Genomic DNA, 19,687 nt, shown 5'->3' on the forward strand with positions numbered 1-19,687 from the left:
AGTCAAGATTTTAGTTCTTGTTTTTTAAGTACTAAAGTCCTGACTACAAACTCTCAAAACTAATACCAAAATTATTCGTACATTTTTAAGGGCGCACTGCTGTGCGCCCCTACATCTATTTCAACTGATTTGAGATCGAGCTAACATCAACGGCTAACTTTTTACCCAACTTGAGCAACTGAAGACACTGATTATCTCCTTCATTACCAACGCTAGTAATACACACTGGTGCTATCTGACTTTGCAGACAACTAAAATATAGTTCCTGCGATCGCTGTAGGGAAATATGAATATTTAGTTGATCCCCGACATCAATCAATCTCTCCAACAGTTGGATATCTGCATTAAAACTATCATTGGCATCGTGCAATAATTGCCAGAGCGATCGCGCAATTAACTGTTCTAACATTTGCTTACCGTCGGGAATATTCAGCCGACAACGCAGATGTTTTGCTTCAGTCGCGATCGCCTCCAATTCTAAGATGTGATTCCAACTCTTTTGGGGATCGGCAATCTCTTGCTCTAGCGATCGCAATGTCATCAGACAGCGATGCCCTAAAGCAATATCTGCTGCTACCTGTAATTCTTGCGGTACTGCTATTTCATCTCGATGAAACGCCATCAATACACCATAATTATCACGGTAGGCTTGGGTATACAACTGTCCTAAACGTGTCAGTGTTTCCTCACTAAGTAGCCGCATAATTCGGTGGCGTTCTTCAGCAAATAGATTCTGTAAGTTGAAAGCTTCTTCTGCAAATAGCTGCGTCATCGCCAAGATAGTATGAGCCGCACTAGCTTGTTTTAGTGCCCCAAACAGCTTTTCTTTTAATTGGCTGTAGTTACGTCGCCCAGTAAATTGTTGAATGCCGCAGTGGAAATCCCACCCTCCCAAATGCAGAACTGCAAATACCAAATGCTCACTTTCCCAAGTAATCTCTGATACCAGCTTTAAATTTCCCACAGCCAGAGTTAGCGATCCCATTCGTTGCAGTTGATAATCTAGCTCATTGGCTGCGTAGCAATAAACCTTTTTGTGGTAACGCTGAGACTGTTTGTCAGCAGCATCTTTTCTAGACAAAGAATTGTGCGTCTCTGCTGGTTTCTGATTGTTAAACAGGGAAGTAATGGCGTAATGGGCTGCTACTTGCTTAAAGCCAAGTTGGGCAGTTAACACGAGTTGCCGATAAATTTCTGCACCATGTTTGAACTGATCCACATTACTGGGGGCGAAACCAAGACGTTTGACAAAGCCCTTTTCCAGCTGCACGCCGGCCACTTCCCCTGCCAATTCCAAAGCACGGGCGGCGTAGCGCAGAATTTGTGTCCCCTCTGGACGGGAAATTTCTTCAAAAAACCAACCGCAACTAGTGAACATCAACAAAGCATGACGCTGCATTTCCAGCAAGCGTAAAGCGTCTACTTGTTCGGCTGCGGTTAGTTTGTGGGTTTGATGACGGGCTAAGAAACGGTTGACATTGGTAGCAGAGCGATCGCGGATTACTTGGATATATTCATCTCGTGCTAGCCAGGGATCGCGAAATAACTGTCTACCATGTTCTGCATACACTTCAGTTAGCTGATCCCGCAGCCAATTTAGGGCATCCCGCAGTGGACGACGCCATTTCTGATGCCAAACACTGCCTTCCCCACCGCAACCACAGTCATCCTCCCATCTGCCGACACCGTGGGCGCAACTCCAGGCTGTGACTGACTTTAATTCCACTTCCCAACTGGGAGAATTTAAGCTCAGGTAGTGAGCAAAGTTTGTCACCGTCCAACCCTGTTGAGGAAACTCTTTAGTAAAGGCGTAGGCTAAAGTTTTCTCTGTTCCCTTTTTGTGGTGTCCGAAGGTTTCCCCATCCGTCGCCACCGAAATCAACTGTGCCGGACGATGATCCCCACGCACTGCTGAACCAATACGTCCGGCAAAGTGACTCGAATTATAAACGACATCACTAAAACCCATGTCCCGCGATATCGGGCCGTCGTAAAAGAAGATATCAATGTAGGGTAATTCTTCTGTACTCCTATCGTTAGGGCTAGTGGCGATCGCCTCCGCCGAGGCGTAGCCTATCGCACTCAGAGGTGAAGATGAAGTGTCTAGTGTGGGCTTCAAATAGCAACGGTAGGGACGGGTAGAATCAATCTGACTACCGCCGACCTCGATCCATTGAGGATGGGGATGATCTGGAGTCGGGAGAGGACGGCAACGCAGTGCTTGAGAAGGTGCAAGGACAATGAAGCGAATACCCTCAGCCACAAGAGCCTCTAGGGTTGCATAGTCTACAGCAGTTTCTGCTAACCACATCCCTTCGGGATCGCGGCCAAAGCGGGAGCGGAAGTCTTCTTTACCCCAGCGAATTTGGGTATATTTGTCGCGCTCGTTCGCCAGAGGCATGATGATGTGATTGTATACTTGCGCGATCGCATTACCGTGACCATGCAAGCGTTGGCTACTCTTGGCATCCGCCTCTAAAATACGCTGATAAACTTCCACATCGTAGCGTTCTAGCCACGACATCAGCGTTGGGCCAATATTAAAACTGAAATACTCGTAATTATTGACGATCCCCACCACTTCGCCTTGGTCATTTAAGACTCTGGCAAAGGCGTTTGGACGATAGCATTCCCAATGAATCCGCTCATTCCAATCATGGAAAGGTGCAGCGCTCGGTTGGCGTTCAATTGCGTCCAGATAAGGGTTTTCCCTTGGTGGCTGGTAAAAATGACCATGCACCGTCACATAAACACCATTAGCCTTTCTCAGGGGATCGGTTTCTTTGGTGTTATTGGGATCTGAATGTAATGTTAACGTTGAGCCAGAGCTAGCTGGCATTTGGTCAGCAGAAGTCATGTATATTTATCCAAAACAAAAAACTTGCAGTTGCACCGACAATAATTTTGTGTAAACTTTACTCCAATAGTTTTTACACAAAATCCGGTATAAACAACAACTATGGAATCCAACCAAATTTTTGACAAGGCAGTTTTATTTTAGTCGGAAATCTGCGTTATCGCACAGCCCTTTCCTTGAAGGCTTAAAGTAATTAGCCATTGAACAAAGCCTTAGTTAGGGGTTTTCTCTTCTTAAGCGCCAATCAAAAATTTAATTGTCTTTTAATATATTAAACCCCATTTTTGATGTAATATTCTGGCTCAAATTCATACTTTTGCAACAAAAGATTACGAAAACTCATTAAAACGCAATCTTATTTTACATAATAGCCGCAGATGTGAGCGGAAAACAGTACAATCTCTGAATTGGTCTACAGGCGGTTGAGAGTATCCTATGGGAGTGCTGAATGAAAGTGATTGTTAATTCAACATTCCAAATTTAAAACTTAGGATTGCTCGCTGTGAATGATACCCTCAACTTAAGACAACAAATGTCAACCAAAAACATTATTCTTTTCGTTTTACTACTGTTTATCCCGGTTTCTGTAGCAGCCCACTTTCTGGAGTGGGGAGAATTGATAGTTTTCATTACAGCTGGATTAGCAATTCTGCCCTTAGCGGCTTGGATGGGTACAGCCACAGAAGAAATTGCCGTGGTAGTCGGGCCATCATTGGGGGGCTTATTAAATGCCACTTTTGGCAATGCTACAGAACTAATCATCGCCCTAGTAGCGCTGAACGCTGGGTTGATAGATGTAGTGAAAGCTAGTATCACGGGATCGATTATTAGCAACTTACTACTGGTAATGGGTTTTTCCATGCTTTTGGGAGGACTGCGTTACAAAGAACAGACATTTCAGCCAATTGTGGCGCGGGTGAATGCTGCTTCAATGAATTTGGCGGTGATTGCCATTTTGATGCCGACGGCGATGAATTATACTTCTCAAGGAATTAACGAACAAACACTGCAAAATCTTTCTATTGCTGTTGCTGTGGTGTTAATTCTGGTTTACGCCCTAACACTGCTATTTTCGATGAAAACCCACTCCTATCTTTATGATGTGGGTGTAGCGGAGACAGAAGAAGAGGAAACTCCTCACGCGAAACCAAATATGATGTTGTGGGTTGGTGTCTTGCTAGTATGTACCTTACTAGTGGCACTTGAGTCAGAAATGTTGGTCGATTCTCTGGAAATAGCCACATCTCAGCTAGGTTTAACGGCACTGTTTACAGGGGTGATATTGGTTCCCATCGTTGGTAATGCGGCTGAACACGCCACAGCAGTCACCGTGGCGATGAAAGATAAGATGGATCTTTCCCTTTCGGTAGCTGTGGGATCGAGTATGCAGATTGCCTTATTTGTTGCACCCGTGTTAGTTATAGCAGGGCGGGTATTGGGGCAACCAATGGATTTAGATTTCAAACCCTTTGAATTAGTCGCTGTAGTTGTGTCAGTGTTGATTGCCAACAGTATTAGTTCCGATGGTAAGTCCAATTGGCTGGAAGGAACTTTGTTATTAGCTGCTTATACAGTCTTGGGGTTCGCCTTCTACTTCCATCCAGTTATGGAAGGTATAGGGTAGTTAGCAGTGCGATCGCTCTTGACTGAGCCAATTTTAGATTTTACACAACTCCAAAATCCAAAATTTAAAATCCAAAATCTGTTGATTACACCCTTTTGCCTGGGACAGGAGAAAATAAAGAGATATAAGAGCGATCGCCTGTATGAGCTACTGCCTTAACCCTCATTGTCCCAAGCCGGAAAATCCCAATCATGTCAATTTTTGCGTGACTTGCGGTGCAAAATTACTCCTCAAAGAACGTTATCGTGCTATCAAACCAATCGGACAAGGTGGTTTTGGCAAAACTTTCTTAGCTGTGGATGAGGATAAACCCTCAAAACCACGCTGCGTAATTAAGCAATTTTATCCTCAATCTCAAGGCACTAACACTCTTGCCAAAGCCGTAGAGTTATTTAACCAAGAAGCGGTGCAGTTAGATGAATTGGGTAAACATCCCCAAATTCCCGAACTACTGGCATATTTTACCCAAGAAGCTCGGCAGTATCTTGTACAAGAATTTATCGACGGGCAAAACTTAGCTCAGGAATTGGCACACAGAGGTGCTTTTAGTGAAATAGAAATTTGGCAACTATTAAACGATTTATTATCAGTTTTACAATTTTGTCACGCCAAACACGTAATTCACCGCGATATTAAGCCAGAAAATATTATTTTACGCGAGAGCGATCGCAAACTAGTACTAGTAGATTTTGGTGCTGCTAAATCTGCCACTGGCGCTGCCTTAAATAAAACTGGTACTAGTATTGGTAGTCCAGAATATGTAGCACCTGAACAAATGAGAGGTAAAGCTATTTTCGCCAGCGATATTTATAGCTTGGGTGCAACTTGTATTAATTTATTAACAGTGCGATCGCCCTTCGATTCTTATGATACGAATAACGATACTTGGGTATGGCAGCAATACTTGCAAACCCCCGTCAGTAATGAGTTGAGCCGCATTCTCAACAAAATGTTAGAAAGTATTCCAATTCGGCGTTATCAAACTGTAGAAGAAGTTCTCAAAGACTTAAATAAATACTCACCAGCAACATCAAAGCCAGCGATTGCACCAAAACCGACCCCTCAATCGCCACCAAATTCTTCTCCTGCTTTTGTATCAAAATCTCCTAGTCAAATTGAGAAAGAATTAGAAGAAATGAAAACCCAATTTATGGGTGGTAATAAACCTCAACCAAATAAAATACAGCCAACAAACGCCACACCTCAGCCTTCTAGTAAAAGTAAAATAGATGAAGAATTAGAAGAATTAAAAGCCAAATATCTTGGGAATAATAACCCTTAAAATCAATAAAAAATAGAAAACTGCGTTCTCTGCCCCTCTGCGATTTGTCGCTTTGTGTCTACGTTAAAAAAAAGTGGCTCTGAAACTCAGAGCCACTTCTAAAACTGTATTCTGAAACTTTTTAACTTTTCACAATAACCTAGTGTAGATGTGTGAAAATTTACTTCTTAGCTTCAGCAATAGGAACCCATTCAGTGTGAAAAGTTCCGGGCTTATCAAGACGCAGGTAGGTATGTGCGCCGAAGTAGTCGCGTTGTGCTTGAGTCAAGTTTTGAGGTAGGCGATCGCGGCGATAGCTGTCAAAATAATCCAAGGATGCGCTAAATGCGGGGACTGGAATTCCTAGTGTTGCTGCTGTTGCAATTACTTCCCGCCAAGCAGTTTGTCTATCGAGAATTGTCTGCTTAAATTCGGGAGCTAACAGCAAGTTAGGCAAAGCTGGATTTTCGCTAAAAGCCTTTTTAATCTTATTCAAAAAGCGAGCGCGAATAATACAACCACCTTTCCAAATCCGCGCCATTTCGCCCAGATCCAAATTCCAGTTATATGTTTTTGAAGCTGTGGATAGCAACGCCATCCCTTGAGCATAAGAACAGATTTTTGAGCAATAGAGAGCATCACGTACTTTATTGATAAAGTCCTTGGTTTGCCCGTCATACTTGCCACTGGGGCCTGTAAGAGCTTTAGATGCTGCAACCCGTTCCTCTTTAATCGAAGATATAATCCGGGCATTAACTGCTGCCGTAATTGTGGGAATAGCAACTCCCAATTCCAATGCAGTTTGTACAGTCCAGCGTCCAGTTCCCTTTTGACCTGCTGCGTCAACAATCAAATCCACCAGGGGTTTTTTTGTTTCTGGGTCAATATATGGGAAAATATTCTTCGTAATCTCAATCAAAAATGAATCGAGTTCATCGGTGGTGTTCCATTCAGCAAACACCTCATGTAGCTGATTATGGTCTAATCCAGCGACATTTTTCAGCAAGTCGTAGGCTTCAGCAATTAGCTGCATATCGCCATACTCAATACCGTTGTGTACCATTTTGACATAATGGCCAGAACCACCAGGGCCAATGTAGGTTACACAAGGGCCATCATCGACTTGGGCAGCAATTTTGTTGAAAATTGGTGATAGATACTCGTAAGAGCTTGTTGTACCTCCAGGCATCAGTGAAGGCCCATTTAGCGCTCCTTCTTCACCGCCACTGACACCCATACCAAGATACCGAAGCCCTGCGGGTTCTAATTCCTGAGTGCGTCGTTCCGTATCTTCAAACCAAGAGTTGCCACCGTCGATAATGATATCGCCTTCCTCTAACAAGGGTTTGAGTTGAGCAATTACCGCATCCACTGGCTTACCAGCTTGCACCATTACTAGAATTTTGCGGGGACGTTCCAGTAAGGCAACGAATTCTTCCAAGGTAAAGGCGGCTTTGACGTTCCGTCCTGTAGCACGCTGCGCCATAAACGCATCCGTTTTTTCGCGGGAGCGGTTGTAAACTGCAATTGGGAAGCCATTGCGCTCCACGTTTAGAGCGATATTCTCACCCATAACGGCTAATCCAATCACACCAAAGCTTTGTAGTGTCATAAAAAATTTCTGGCTAACTCTTGCAGATCCTTTTACTTTAAGGGTAGTCCGATATTTTCCCTTCTCTCCTAAAGAAGACCTTAAGACTTGAATAAATGACAAAAATCCACAACTAACAGGGATAATTAATTTTAAATTGTATCTAAATCAACAATTGACTGGCAAAATTTGCAAAATTGAAATAATTAAAGGACGTAGTAAGGAGTAACCAAATAATGCTGGCATATGTCCTAGCTTTGGTGGTCGGTCTTGGTAGTTTAGCCATTTACATAGCAGCTTTCTTTTTCCCAGAAATCCACCGCAAGAATGACTTTATCTGGAGTGGTGTAGGGCTGTTCTACGCCTTAGTTTTATGGGTGTTTGCACCACGCATTACTGGGGGTTTGTTGCTCGGTCATGTGGCTAGTGTGGCTCTTTTGGTCTGGTTTGGCTGGCAAACTCTATCATTACGTCGGCAATTGACCCCGCAGGTACAACAAACTCAAGTACCAAGTGCTGAGACAGTAAAAACTGGCATTCAAGAACAGGTGAATAAGTTGTCCCTTCAGGAACGGCTGGGACAGTTGCAAAAAGGTCTTGGTAATACCTTCAGTGGCGCGAAAGACAAGGTGCAACAGACTGTGAACAAAAAAACACCTACAACCCCCAAACCTGAAGATATTACCTCTGTACTGTCAGAGAAACCTGCTATTGAGATTATCGACAAAACTATTGTCATACCAGAACCACCAGCAGAGGAGATTACTACTGACACCGAAGCAAAAACCGAGAGTGTACCGGAAGCGATTCCCCCACATCCCCCATCTCCTGAATTGGTGGAAGCAGCACAACCAGATTTTGAAATTGAGGATAAGCAACCGATTCCTGTAGAAGAAATTGCACCGGATGCGGTACTCGCTCCCCCAGCAGAAACGCCACCTGAACAAATACCGCCTAATCAAGCTAGTTAAATTCTGTCAAACCCAACGTTAACCTAATATAATGTTGGGTTTCACTATTTCCATCAGACTATTTTAGAGCTAATTTCAAACGCTAATTCAGAACCATAGAAGCACACATCAAACGCTAAAAATAAATTCATGGCACCAAGTTCTAGATTTACCTCAGTAAATGCAAATCTAACTTTATCAACCATGTGTTGCCGCTTTTTCTTCTGCTAATGCCTTCGCTAAAACAGCAGCAGCTTCAAAAGAATCATATAAGCCAAGACTAGCTACTTTGTCCTCAGCATCCAATGGGACTAAACTTGATTCCTTTAACAATTCGGTTGCCAGTAAATGCATTAGTAAAAGTTTATCAGTGTGGGATAATTCTTTAAGTAGCGGTATAAGTTCGGTAAGAAGCATAAGTTAAGGCTTTAATGAATTTAGATAAATTTTAAAGCATAGTTTTAGGAGAGAAACCGCAAGCTATAAATTTAAGCACTAGAGTTGCAAGATTGGAGTCAAGCTGGACGTTGTTTGATTGCGACAAAAATTACCCTGTCGATTTTATGCAGCGATCGCACTAGCATCAGAATATATAAAAGCATATAGTGATCGCAATTCCATATCCCCAGCTTCAGATATTTTAGTTCTGTAAGGTGCGTTATGGTGCAAAATGAGCATCAGGTGAAGTCTTTGCTGTAGGCATCGCCCCCCGAATATTTACGAAACTAGCCAAAATAACCGATACAATCATTAAAAAAGACCCAAAAAATACTTAAGCAATTGATCATGGCAGCAATATCTAACGTCCAGGTGACAATTTCTTTAGCTGAACTGGGTTTAGACGATGAGGAGTTGCAAACGGAAGTAGAAAATTTATTACCTCAGTTAAGAGAAGTAGATGGGATAGAAGATGCAGATTTAGTTGCAGTGGAAAACGCACCCAAAGGTACAAAGAGTATCAGCGGCTTTGTATGGGGATTGTTAAAAGCACAAGTTAAAGCTTCTAATATCAAGAGTTTGTTTAAATTTTTGAGCGATCGCTTCGGCAACAAACCAATTAAAATTGGGGTGAAAGCCCCTGACGGCAGAGAACTCAACATCGAAGCTAGCGGTCGAGAAGAGTTTGAATTTGCGCTACAGAAAGCACAAGATTTTTTGAACAATAAGTCAAACAGCTAAATGGCAAAAGTCGCACTGCTAATAGGGATTAGTGAATATGAGCTAGGATTAGCACCGCTACCAAATGCTGTTAAAGATGTCGAGGCGATGCGGCGAGTTTTGGTAAACCCAGAAATGGGTGATTTTGCCGAGGCGGATGTCACGATGCTGAAAAATCCGCAACGGCAGGAGATGGAAGATGCTATTTATAACTTGTATGCCCATCGTCAGAAAGATGACTTGCTGCTTTTATACTTTTCTGGTCATGGTGTGAGAGTTGAAAGTGGTGATTTTTACTTATCGACTTCCATCACGCGGAAAAATCAGGGAAAATTAATCCCCACTTCAGCCGTGGCAGCCACAAATGTACATAGTTGGATGAACCAGAGCAATTCCAGGCGACTGGTAGTAATTTTAGATTGCTGCTTTAGTGGTGCTTTTGCTAAGGGTTGGACTCCCAAAGATACTGGTATTATTGACTTGCAACAGCATTTAGGAGGCGAAGGAAGGGCGATTCTCACTGCTTCCACTTCCACACAATATGCTTTTGAGTCCGATGGATTGGAGCTTTCGATTTACACTCACTATCTGGTAGAAGGAATTGAGAAAGGTGCAGCTGATATAGACGGGGATGGCTTAATTGCGGTAGATGAGTTGCATAGGTATGCGAAAAGCAAAGTGCAAGAAGCATCCCCCGCTATGACACCAGAATTTTATCCTTTTAAGGACGGTTATCGGATTTTTCTGGCAAAGTCGCCCAAGGATGACCCTAGCCTGAAATATCGCAAGGAATTTGATAAGATTGCCCATGAGGATGAAGGAGAGATTTCTAGAGTCACTCGTATTTATCTCAATAAGTTGCGGAATAGTTTGAGGTTATCTGCTGATGAGGCTGATGCAATTGAGTTTGAGGTTTTGGAACCTTATCGCCAGCATCAGCAAAAATTGCAGGATTATAAGCAAGCTTTATCTCAGATAAAACAATATCCACTCAGTAACAAAGATCGCAATGGTTTAAAACGCTTACAAAATATCTTGAATCTTCGAGATGAAGATATACAACCAATTGAACAACGAGTGCTAGACCCAAAACAAGTAGAATATGAGCGCCAGCAACAAGCAGAAAAATTACGCCTAGAGCAAGAAACAGCCGAATATCAAAGACAACAAGCAGAATTACAAGAACAACGAGAAAGGGAATTATCTCTTCCAAATATTCAAACACAGGCTTTTGAGTTTGACATCGCTACCCTAACCCGCAAATCAGCAGGATTTTTGGGTATGGGAAAAAAAACCTATGAAATTAACCGTAGTCGTGGACGCGCCGAGTTTTTTACAGAAAACCTGGGTAATAACGTAGTTATGGACATGGTTGCAATTCCAAGCGGAAAGTTTTTGATGGGTTCCCCAGATAATGAATCAGGACGATCTGACTCTGAAAGTCCACAACATCCCGTCACTATTCAACCCTTTTTTATGGGTAAATTTCCAGTAACTCAGAGTCAATGGAAAGCCATTGCTACCTTACCCAAGGTTAATATTGATTTAAATCCCGAACCATCTAATTTTAAAGGTGCTAATCGACCTGTTGAACAAGTTTCTTGGGATAATGCAATTGAGTTTTGCGCTCGACTATCTAAAAAGACTGGCAAAACCTATCGTTTACCTACTGAAGCAGAATGGGAATATGCCTGTCGTGCAGGAACAACCACCCCATTTTATTTTGGCGAAACGATTTCAACAGATTTAGCGAATTACAACGGTAACTATGCTTATAGTTTTGGATTAAAGGGTGAATATCGTGAGCAAACAACAGAGGTTGGAAATTTTCCAGCCAACCCTTTTGGTTTACTTGATATGCATGGTACTTTATGGGAATGGTGCCAGGATGAGTGGCACAAAAATTATGAAGGAGCTACATCTGACGGTAGTGTTTGGATAACTGAGAATAATAATTACATTCGGGTACTGCGTGGTGGTTCATGGTTTAGTAGCGTCTGGAAATGCCGCTCAGGGGCTCGTGATAGAAACGCTCGTGATAGTATGTCCTACTACGTGGGTTTTCGGGTTGTTGAAGGCAGGGTGAGGTTCGTCGAACTCACGTAATTTTCGGGCTAATTTCAAAAGCTAATTCATACCCAATGGCGCATGCATACTCACTCTCACGAAGAAACAACTTTCAAATGTGAGCCATGATGAGATAGGTAGCTGGAGTTAATCACCCGATTACGCCCAGAATTTTTAGCCTGTAACAGACATTGATCGGCACGATGCAGCAGACTCTCTCCTTTTTCGTCATCCTCAGCTTGTAGAGAGGCTGTACCCAAACTAATGGTGATATTAATTGTCAGTTTATTGTTGAGGGCAAATGGTTCGTCGCTGACTAAGCGATTGAGACGACGGGCTACTAATAGTGTTTCATCATCGGTAGTGTTAGCTAAAAGAATTACAAATTCTTCGCCACCATAGCGGAATGCTGTATCTTGACAGCGCAGATTGTGGCGCAAACGCTGACATAATATTTGCAAAATGCGATCGCCTACTAAATGCCCATGAGTATCGTTAACTTTCTTGAAATGATCTACATCCAGAATAATCAAACTCAGGGAAGTTTTTTGAGTTCTCGCTCTTTGAATTTGCCGGGGTAAGTCCCATTCTAAAGCACGACGATTATTTAATTCTGTCAACGAATCGGCTAAGGCGATCGCAGATAACATATCATTTGTGCGAATCAAATCTCGGTATTTTTGTGCTTTCCGCAAGCCAACTGTCAATTGAGCAAGTATTAGTCCATGATTAGCAGTCAACTCTGCCAAGCTATAGTCTGATTTTTCTTCAATAAGATGCCAAATATATGCATCGGCTCCTTGCTTTAGTGCCGCAGCACTCATTTCTAATTCCCTATGCCAACCTTTATTTCGATCAGCAAGCTGCTGGGAACGATCCTCGAAAAGAATACAGTATATCCACGATAATTTTGTCTGGTCTTTCAACCAATTGCACAGTTCCATACTGCCATCTAGGCTAGCCTGTACCAATATTATATCGGGAGGCGTCATTTTAATTCGCGACACTGCCTGATGGAGATTGTCTATAACTTCTACACTAAAAGCAGTCGCATAACGAATCTGATCTGGAAGTGTAGCGATAAAGTTATTTTTTCCAAAGACCAGAATAGAAATAATCATTGTTTTAGTTTTTATCCTATTTAAATTTTAAGATTAACCTAGTAAACATAATTGCTTTTTCTGCCTAAAAAATTATATTTCTTAGGCATAATTTTATTTATTAATATTATGGTTTTTGAACACTTATTCTACACTCATTTTCCAACTACCATCTCCTTTTAAGGCTTTCTAAGGTTTTATATTTACTACTACAGACTATGAAACATTCACTTCTGACAACTAATGTCTTCTTTAGAGTTTATTTTTAAAACAGTAGAAATACTGAATATTTTTTCGATTTTTAAAATATATTGCTGTCGTTTCTTAAGTGCTATTTCCATGATGAAATTACCCAAATCAATAGTTTCTAATAACTTTAACATTGGACATCAAATTTATTCTTAAGTAGAAAAACAAAGAAAATATAAATTTTTTTCATTGAATTACAAAATCCATAATTTTATCCTTGAATTAAAAATGTAATTTCCCATAAACTAGTTCAGCCTTTTTCTTTAGGAATTAGGCTTTTCTCAAGTATCAATATAAGAAGTTGAATTGCCAAAAAAATACAAAACAATAGACAGTAAAACTACTTCCTGCTATGGACAGTAGCTTTTTGGGACTAACATCGCCTACAAATACATGCAGAATTTTTTGGGTAAAAATCCACAATTTAAGTGAAGTATTAACCCAAGTTTCAGTAAGCGTTAGCAGGGTAAAGAAAATATCTCTGCCTACGCTTTATCTGTGTTTGTTTATTTACTTAATTCACATCTTTTTTTATTTGCTGTAACATCATAAATCTCGAAAACAAAGCTAAATAAAAAACTTGATGTTAAAACCTGCCCCTAATGTGGGTAATTTAGTTCGATTCCGCCCGTATAAAAGGCGGAATAAATATAAAAAACTTTGTTTCTCAGCATTCCCTGAGATATAGTTTCAACTTCTGTGAAGAGCTAGAACCCGATTAATAACCTTCAACAGTATAACCAGCAGCAACAATAACCTGTTTGATTGACTCTTCAGAAGCTGCTGATTCCACCGTGACAGTTTTCGCGTTAACATCGACATCCACCTTGGCATCAGGTTCCATAACGTGGATAGATTCAGTAATTATTTCTGCACATCCCTCACAAGCAATATTTGATACTTTCAGTTGTAGTGCCATTTGTTACCTCTGTATGGGAATTTTAAAGTATTTCTTAAGGATTAATCTAAACAATCAAAACGCCTACGCGCATCCTGCCACAGTCAGGTTATGGTGTAAAAGCTTCCTAATCACTGCATTTTGCTCACCAGGTGGCATAAGTCGCTGGCAGTAATATGAAACAAAATGCAAGAATATATAAAGCTATTTATGAAAATACACTTACCTAGTGCCGCTACCCCTAAGTCGAAAGTCTAAAGTCTAAAGTTAAAAACACCTATGTCTTCAAATCCCCAGTACCTAAGCGGTAACGAAATTCGCAACATATTTCTCGACTTCTTTGCCCAACGGGAACACCAAATTCTCCCAAGTGCCTCCCTCGTGCCAGAAGACCCAACCGTGCTGCTGACGATCGCGGGGATGCTACCATTTAAGCCAATATTCTTGGGGCAGCGCACACCAGAATTTAAACGGGCTACGACTTCGCAAAAGTGTATCCGCACCAACGATATTGAGAATGTTGGACGCACCAAACGGCATCACACCTTTTTTGAGATGCTGGGTAATTTCAGCTTTGGTGATTATTTTAAAGAACAAGCGATCGCTTGGGGTTGGGAAATCTCCACACAAGTCTTTGGCTTCTCCCCTGAAAATCTTGTCGTCAGCGTTTTTAAAGATGATGATGAAGCTTTTGGAATTTGGCGCGATCAAATCGGTGTGCCGATAGCGAGAATTAAACGTTTGGGCGAAGACGATAACTTTTGGGTGTCCGGCCCGACTGGCCCTTGTGGCCCTTGTTCCGAAATTTATTATGACTTTCACCCAGAACGGGGTGACGAAAATATAGATTTAGAAGACGATTCCCGGTTCATCGAGTTTTACAACCTCGTGTTTATGCAATATAACCGGGATGCTTCTGGGAATTTAACGCCGCTACAAAACAAAAACATCGACACTGGTATGGGTTTGGATAGAATGGCGCAAATTCTCCAAAAAGTGCCCAATAACTACGAAACTGACCTGATTTTCCCAATTATCCAAACAGCAGGGAAAATTGCTGGCATTGATTATCACAGCAGTGATGAAAAAACCAAAACTTCCCTAAAAGTAATTGGCGATCATATTCGCGCTGTCATCCACATGATTGCTGATGAAATTCGCGCTTCCAATGTCGGACGCGGTTATGTGCTGCGGCGGTTAATTCGGCGAGTGGTGCGTCATGGGCGATTAATTGGGATTTCTGGCGAATTTACTACCCAAGTTGCTGAAACTGCGATCGCTCTTTCCGAATCAGCTTACCCCAATGTGCGCCAACGGGAAGAAGCAATTAAAGCTGAGTTGCAAAGGGAAGAGTCTAATTTCCTCAGAACTTTGGATAGAGGCGAAAAACTGCTAGAAGAAATCATCCAAGAGGTACAACAGCAAGGGGAAACTCAAATTAGCGGTGAAAGTGCTTTTACTCTTTACGATACCTACGGATTTCCCCTCGAACTGACTCAAGAAGTTGCTGAGGAAAATAATCTGACAGTCGATGACGCGGGATTTGATGCCGAAATGCAAAAGCAGGTGGAACGTGCCAAAGCAGCACATGAAACCATCGATTTAACTGTACAAGGTTCCCTCGACAAACTAGCAGAACACATCCAAGTCACCGAATTCTTAGGCTACACTCAACCGACGGCGACGGCGAAAGTCGAAGCAATTTTGGTAGAAGGTGTTTCTCAAGAAGAAGCAGAAGCAGGGACACAAGTACAAATTGTCCTTGACAAAACGCCATTTTATGCTGAATCTGGGGGACAAATCGGCGATCGCGGTTATATCTCCGGTGATGGTATCGTAGTTCGCGTAGAAGACGTGAAGAAAGAATCTGATTTCTTTGTTCACTTCGGACGCATCGAACGCGGTACACTGCGCGTAGGCGATCGCGTCACCGCTCAAATCGATCCGGCTTGTCGCCGTCGTGCCCAAGCTAACCATACCGCAACGCACCTATTGCAAGCGGCATTGAAAAAAATTGTTGATGATGGCATATCTCAAGCAGGTTCCCTGGTTTCCTTTGATAGGTTGCGCTTCGACTTCAACTGTCCCCGCGCGTTGACAGCAGAGGAAGTCCAACAAGTTGAGGAACAGGTGAACACTTGGATTGCTGAGGCTCATGCTGCGAAAGTGGAAGTATTACCAATAGCCGAGGCGAAAGCTAGGGGTGCTGTTGCCATGTTCGGCGAAAAATACGGTGAGGAAGTGCGCGTGATTGACTTCCCTAGCGTATCAATGGAACTATGCGGTGGAACTCACGTAAGTAATACTGCTGAAATTGGTGTCTTCAAGATTATCTCGGAAGCTGGCGTGGCTTCTGGGGTGCGGCGGATTGAAGCTGTTTCGGGGCCAGCAATCCTAGATTATCTCAACCTGCGAGATAAAGTAGTTAAAGATTTGAGCGATCGCTTTAAAGTTAAACCCGAAGAATTACCAGACAGAATCACAAGTCTGCAAAGCGAACTGAGAAATAGCCAGAAGGAATTAGAAACCTTAAAGGTACAGCTAGCGATCGCAAAATCTGACAGTTTGCTACAAACAGCCCAAACTGTAGGCGATTCTAAAATTATTGTCGCCCAATTAGAAGATGTCGATCCAGAATCATTGAAAACCGCAGCCGAACGCTTGTTGCAAAAAATCGGTAACGGTGCAGTGGTACTCGGTTCTGTTCCAGAAGAAGGAAAAGTGAGTATAGTTGCAGCTTTTAGTCCAGAAGTGAACAAAAAAGGTTTGCAAGCTGGTAAATTTGTGGGTGCGATCGCTAAAATTTGCGGCGGGGGTGGCGGTGGAAGACCGAACTTAGCCCAAGCCGGCGGACGCGATGCAAGTAAATTACCAGATGCATTGGCACAAGCGGAAAGTGAATTAAAGTCCGCTTTGGGTTAATCTCTTCCTGACTTTTCGCGTCATCTGGAAAAGAAGAGGGCGAAACCTAATTCCATTCCCGACGCGGAAAGAAAACTACAGTGTATTCACAAGTTTCTTGACCTGCAATGCCATTGTTTTGACTGATATCATGTCCGTCTGATTGCTTATTAAACCCGAAGAACCCCACCCCCAACCCCTCCCCGCTCTTCGGGAGGGGAGACAAAGCACAGCTTTGGCAGGGTGGGGTTCTTTTATTATGGATAATTTGGCGAACATGATATGACAATGCGATTGTTTCGACTGACAATGCGATTGTTTCGACTGACAATGCCATTGTTTCGACTGACAATGCCATTGTTTCGACTGACAATGCGATTGTTTCGGCTGACAATGCCATTGTTTCGGCTGACAATGCCATTGTTTTGACTGACAATGCCATTACTCTCGTTCTCATCTTCTGCATGAGAATAAGAAAAGCTTCACCAAGCTAAGTCTTTAGGACTATTATTCTCCCATTCCCAATTCCCCATTCCCCAGATATGCTTCAGACTTTTCTATAATAATTAAGTCATTCCCGTCATTAAAAACAGCCTGTGACTACCACCCCCCTATCTCCAAGTTCAACTGCTCAGGTTCCAGATACGTTAGGCCGCTTCGGACGCTTTGGCGGTAAGTATGTACCTGAAACCCTCATGCCTGCGCTTGCTGAACTAGAAACAGCTTACCAGCAATACCGTAATGACCCTGGTTTTCAAGCAGAACTACAGCAGTTGTTACAAGATTATGTAGGACGTGCGACACCATTGTATTTTGCTGAACGCCTGACTGCTCATTATGCTAGACCCGATCGCACTGGGCCACAAATTTACTTGAAACGTGAAGATTTAAATCACACTGGCGCTCACAAAATCAATAATGCTGTTGGTCAAGTATTGTTGGCGAAACGCATGGGTAAGCAACGGATTATTGCCGAAACTGGTGCTGGACAACATGGAGTCGCTACAGCTACAGTTTGCGCTCGTTTTGGGCTGGAATGCATAATTTACATGGGCGTTCAGGACATGGAACGCCAAGCTTTAAATGTGTTTAGAATGCGGCTGATGGGGGCAGAAGTGCGTCCGGTGGAGGCGGGAACCGGAACTTTGAAGGATGCTACTTCTGAAGCAATCCGCGATTGGGTGACAAATGTAGAAACAACTCACTACATTCTGGGTTCGGTAGCAGGGCCTCATCCTTACCCGATGATGGTACGTGATTTCCATGCAATCATCGGCGAAGAAACTCGCGCCCAAGCAATCCAAAAGTGGGGTGGATTGCCTGATATTCTCTTGGCTTGTGTGGGTGGTGGTTCCAATGCGATGGGACTATTTTATGAGTTTATTAATGAATCTTCTGTACGCTTCATTGGGATTGAGGCAGCCGGTGAAGGTGTCAATACCGAAAAACACGCCGCAACATTGACAAAAGGACGAGTTGGTGTATTGCACGGAGCAATGAGCTACCTGCTGCAAGATGAAGATGGGCAAATCATTGAGGCACACTCAATTAGTGCGGGGTTAGATTATCCCGGTGTTGGCCCAGAACATAGTTATATGAAAGATATTGGTCGCGCTGAATACTATAGCGTGACGGATGCCGAAGCTTTGGCGGCATTCCAGCGATTATCGAAATTGGAAGGGATTATCCCAGCATTAGAAACAGCCCATGCGATCGCCTACCTCGAAACCCTCTGTCCCCAACTAACCGGCAGTCCTCGGATTGTAATTAACTGCTCTGGACGCGGTGACAAGGATGTACAAACGGTAGCCAAATTATTATATCCAGCTTAAATCTACGTAAAAGTTTGGGAAAAAAGCAATAATGGTTCAACAATTCCAACACTCGATGTTACCGCGACCCACTCACGACGAGTTGGCACGTCAAAACTTTGTGCAAAGTCTGAAAACGCACATTTTCAGAAATATGTCTCCTGGTAATAAAGTAGTTTATGAAAAACTAGGCAAGCCGAAGTTTGAACAAGAACATCAGCGTCCTCCCCAAAATCGTTATGAAATTCGGGAAGTAATGCAGCACGAACCCTATTATCGCTGGACTAGTGCCCTCAAGCGCATCAACCAAGAAATGTTATGGGATGCTGTAAATGCCAACGTTGACAGACAACTACCAGAATTGATTGAGCGTGCTAAGGATAAAGGCGGTGAACTGGGTACTTTAACCCTCGACCCAAATTTTCAAATCCCGATTCATCAAAAGGCTGTAGACATTCATTGTATGCCCGGAGGATATCATAGTGAATTCACTGCTGATGATGTCGCTGCTGGTGCAACCTACGATCGCGGCGCTTACGTTTATGGACTAGGTTGGTTGGGGCCACTCAACGATGATATGGGACTATCTATAGTCCAAAACTATCTCCTGCCAGAGTATCCCGACTTTCGACCCAGAAAAATCCTCGATATGGGATGCTCTGTCGGCAATAGTACATTACCTTATGTAGATGCTTTCCCAGATGCAGAAGTCCATGCCATAGATGTGGGTGCATCTATGCTGCGTTACGCTCATGCAAGAGCAGAAGACTTGGGCAAACGGGTACACTTTTCTCAGCAAAATGCCGAACACACTAACTTCCCCGATGAATCATTTGATTTAGTGGTTTCTCATATTTTGCTGCATGAAATTCCCCCGCCATCTGTGCGTAAAGTTATGCAAGAGTCTTATCGTCTACTGGCTCCTGGTGGCATGATGATCCATGTAGAAGCACCTCTTTATCGCCACATGGATGTTTATACACAGTTTATTTATGATTGGGAAACCGCTAACAACAACGAACCATTCTGGAGTGCTGTACGCGATTTGGATCTAATATCACTAGTTACTGAAGCTGGTTTTGCAGCAGATAAGGTATTTGAGAAATTTGTCCCAAATGGGGCATGGAAAGCAAAAGTAACTAATGGTTCAACTCAAAAAGGTAATTCAGGTATCCAAGGCAATTGGTTTGTAGTTACTGCAACTAAGTAAGAATTCGTAA

The 19,687-nt window shown here is 42.8% G+C and carries 14 protein-coding genes; 8 read left to right on the top strand and 6 right to left on the bottom strand.

All coding sequences use genetic code 11. The features are described from left to right. Nucleotides 1-115: 115 nt before the first annotated feature. Nucleotides 116-2,857, bottom strand: a complete 2,742-nt coding sequence (locus RMX98_RS11400) for a DUF3536 domain-containing protein (protein ID WP_322679001.1) — start codon at nt 2,855-2,857, stop codon at nt 116-118. Nucleotides 2,858-3,389: 532 nt separating this feature from the next. Here RMX98_RS11400 and cax point away from each other — a divergent pair. Together cax and RMX98_RS11410 are read left to right on the top strand one after the other, a co-directional pair. After that, complete coding sequence (gene cax, locus RMX98_RS11405; protein WP_322679002.1) at nt 3,390-4,481, top strand: calcium/proton exchanger; 1,092 nt, start codon at nt 3,390-3,392, stop codon at nt 4,479-4,481. A gap of 142 nt (nt 4,482-4,623) precedes the next feature. After that, the gene (locus RMX98_RS11410; protein ID WP_322679003.1) at nt 4,624-5,763 is read left to right on the top strand and encodes a protein kinase domain-containing protein; all 1,140 of its coding nucleotides are present in this window, start codon (nt 4,624-4,626) and stop codon (nt 5,761-5,763) included. Between the two features lie 160 nt (nt 5,764-5,923). Here the strand turns inward: RMX98_RS11410 and gndA are convergent, their stop codons facing one another. Beyond that, nucleotides 5,924-7,354: an NADP-dependent phosphogluconate dehydrogenase gene (gndA, locus tag RMX98_RS11415; protein WP_322679004.1), complete on the bottom strand. Its 1,431-nt coding sequence runs from the start codon at nt 7,352-7,354 to the stop codon at nt 5,924-5,926. A gap of 215 nt (nt 7,355-7,569) precedes the next feature. Here gndA and RMX98_RS11420 point away from each other — a divergent pair, with 215 nt between their 5' ends. Then, nucleotides 7,570-8,304 carry a Ycf66 family protein gene (locus RMX98_RS11420; protein WP_322679005.1) on the top strand — a complete coding sequence of 245 codons (735 nt, stop codon included), beginning with the start codon at nt 7,570-7,572 and terminating at the stop codon, nt 8,302-8,304. Between the two features lie 177 nt (nt 8,305-8,481). On the opposite strand, the gene RMX98_RS11425 is transcribed toward RMX98_RS11420, so the two are convergent. Continuing rightward, nucleotides 8,482-8,700 carry a hypothetical protein gene (locus RMX98_RS11425; protein WP_322679006.1) on the bottom strand — a complete coding sequence of 73 codons (219 nt, stop codon included), beginning with the start codon at nt 8,698-8,700 and terminating at the stop codon, nt 8,482-8,484. 369 nt (nt 8,701-9,069) lie between these two features. Between RMX98_RS11425 and RMX98_RS11430 the strand changes: the two genes are divergently transcribed. Together RMX98_RS11430 and RMX98_RS11435 are read left to right on the top strand one after the other, a co-directional pair. Further along, complete coding sequence (locus RMX98_RS11430) at nt 9,070-9,462, top strand: sugar ABC transporter permease (RefSeq protein WP_322679007.1); 393 nt, start codon at nt 9,070-9,072, stop codon at nt 9,460-9,462. Continuing rightward, the gene (locus RMX98_RS11435) at nt 9,463-11,547 is read left to right on the top strand and encodes a caspase, EACC1-associated type (RefSeq protein WP_322679008.1); all 2,085 of its coding nucleotides are present in this window, start codon (nt 9,463-9,465) and stop codon (nt 11,545-11,547) included. Nucleotides 11,548-11,603: 56 nt separating this feature from the next. Here the strand turns inward: RMX98_RS11435 and RMX98_RS11440 are convergent, their stop codons facing one another. Both RMX98_RS11440 and RMX98_RS11445 read right to left on the bottom strand, forming a co-directional pair. Further along, the gene (locus tag RMX98_RS11440; RefSeq protein WP_322679009.1) at nt 11,604-12,629 is read right to left on the bottom strand and encodes a diguanylate cyclase; all 1,026 of its coding nucleotides are present in this window, start codon (nt 12,627-12,629) and stop codon (nt 11,604-11,606) included. Between the two features lie 946 nt (nt 12,630-13,575). Then, entirely contained in the window at nt 13,576-13,776 is a 201-nt protein-coding gene (locus RMX98_RS11445; RefSeq protein WP_322679010.1) for a heavy-metal-associated domain-containing protein, read from the bottom strand. A 258-nt stretch (nt 13,777-14,034) separates the two neighbouring features. Between RMX98_RS11445 and alaS the strand changes: the two genes are divergently transcribed. Further along, complete coding sequence (gene alaS / locus RMX98_RS11450) at nt 14,035-16,677, top strand: alanine--tRNA ligase (RefSeq protein ID WP_322679011.1); 2,643 nt, start codon at nt 14,035-14,037, stop codon at nt 16,675-16,677. A gap of 46 nt (nt 16,678-16,723) precedes the next feature. On the opposite strand, the gene RMX98_RS11455 is transcribed toward alaS, so the two are convergent. After that, on the bottom strand, nt 16,724-17,113 hold the full coding sequence (locus RMX98_RS11455; protein WP_409880722.1) for a hypothetical protein: 390 nt from the start codon (nt 17,111-17,113) through the stop codon (nt 16,724-16,726). A gap of 139 nt (nt 17,114-17,252) precedes the next feature. Between RMX98_RS11455 and trpB the strand changes: the two genes are divergently transcribed. Then, nucleotides 17,253-18,488, top strand: coding sequence for a tryptophan synthase subunit beta (gene trpB / locus RMX98_RS11460; protein WP_322679013.1), 1,236 nt, complete (start codon nt 17,253-17,255; stop codon nt 18,486-18,488). A gap of 31 nt (nt 18,489-18,519) precedes the next feature. Next, the gene (locus tag RMX98_RS11465; RefSeq protein ID WP_322679014.1) at nt 18,520-19,677 is read left to right on the top strand and encodes a class I SAM-dependent methyltransferase; all 1,158 of its coding nucleotides are present in this window, start codon (nt 18,520-18,522) and stop codon (nt 19,675-19,677) included. Nucleotides 19,678-19,687 lie beyond the last annotated feature (10 nt).

This window comes from Nostoc sp. DedQUE02, from assembly GCF_034531035.1.
GTDB lineage: Bacteria > Cyanobacteriota > Cyanobacteriia > Cyanobacteriales > Nostocaceae > Nostoc.

Excerpts from the sequence above, each read along its gene's own strand:
- RMX98_RS11400 (WP_322679001.1), bottom strand. The coding sequence starts at position 2,857 with ATGACTTCTGCTGACCAAATGCCAGCTAGCTCTGGCTCAACGTTAACA.
- cax (WP_322679002.1), top strand. The coding sequence starts at position 3,390 with ATGTCAACCAAAAACATTATTCTTTTCGTTTTACTACTGTTTATCCCG.
- RMX98_RS11410 (WP_322679003.1), top strand. The coding sequence starts at position 4,624 with ATGAGCTACTGCCTTAACCCTCATTGTCCCAAGCCGGAAAATCCCAAT.
- gndA (WP_322679004.1), bottom strand. The coding sequence starts at position 7,354 with ATGACACTACAAAGCTTTGGTGTGATTGGATTAGCCGTTATGGGTGAG.
- RMX98_RS11420 (WP_322679005.1), top strand. The coding sequence starts at position 7,570 with ATGCTGGCATATGTCCTAGCTTTGGTGGTCGGTCTTGGTAGTTTAGCC.
- RMX98_RS11425 (WP_322679006.1), bottom strand. The coding sequence starts at position 8,700 with ATGCTTCTTACCGAACTTATACCGCTACTTAAAGAATTATCCCACACT.
- RMX98_RS11430 (WP_322679007.1), top strand. The coding sequence starts at position 9,070 with ATGGCAGCAATATCTAACGTCCAGGTGACAATTTCTTTAGCTGAACTG.
- RMX98_RS11435 (WP_322679008.1), top strand. The coding sequence starts at position 9,463 with ATGGCAAAAGTCGCACTGCTAATAGGGATTAGTGAATATGAGCTAGGA.
- RMX98_RS11440 (WP_322679009.1), bottom strand. The coding sequence starts at position 12,629 with ATGATTATTTCTATTCTGGTCTTTGGAAAAAATAACTTTATCGCTACA.
- RMX98_RS11445 (WP_322679010.1), bottom strand. The coding sequence starts at position 13,776 with ATGGCACTACAACTGAAAGTATCAAATATTGCTTGTGAGGGATGTGCA.
- alaS (WP_322679011.1), top strand. The coding sequence starts at position 14,035 with ATGTCTTCAAATCCCCAGTACCTAAGCGGTAACGAAATTCGCAACATA.
- RMX98_RS11455 (WP_409880722.1), bottom strand. The coding sequence starts at position 17,113 with ATGAGAACGAGAGTAATGGCATTGTCAGTCAAAACAATGGCATTGTCA.
- RMX98_RS11465 (WP_322679014.1), top strand. The coding sequence starts at position 18,520 with ATGGTTCAACAATTCCAACACTCGATGTTACCGCGACCCACTCACGAC.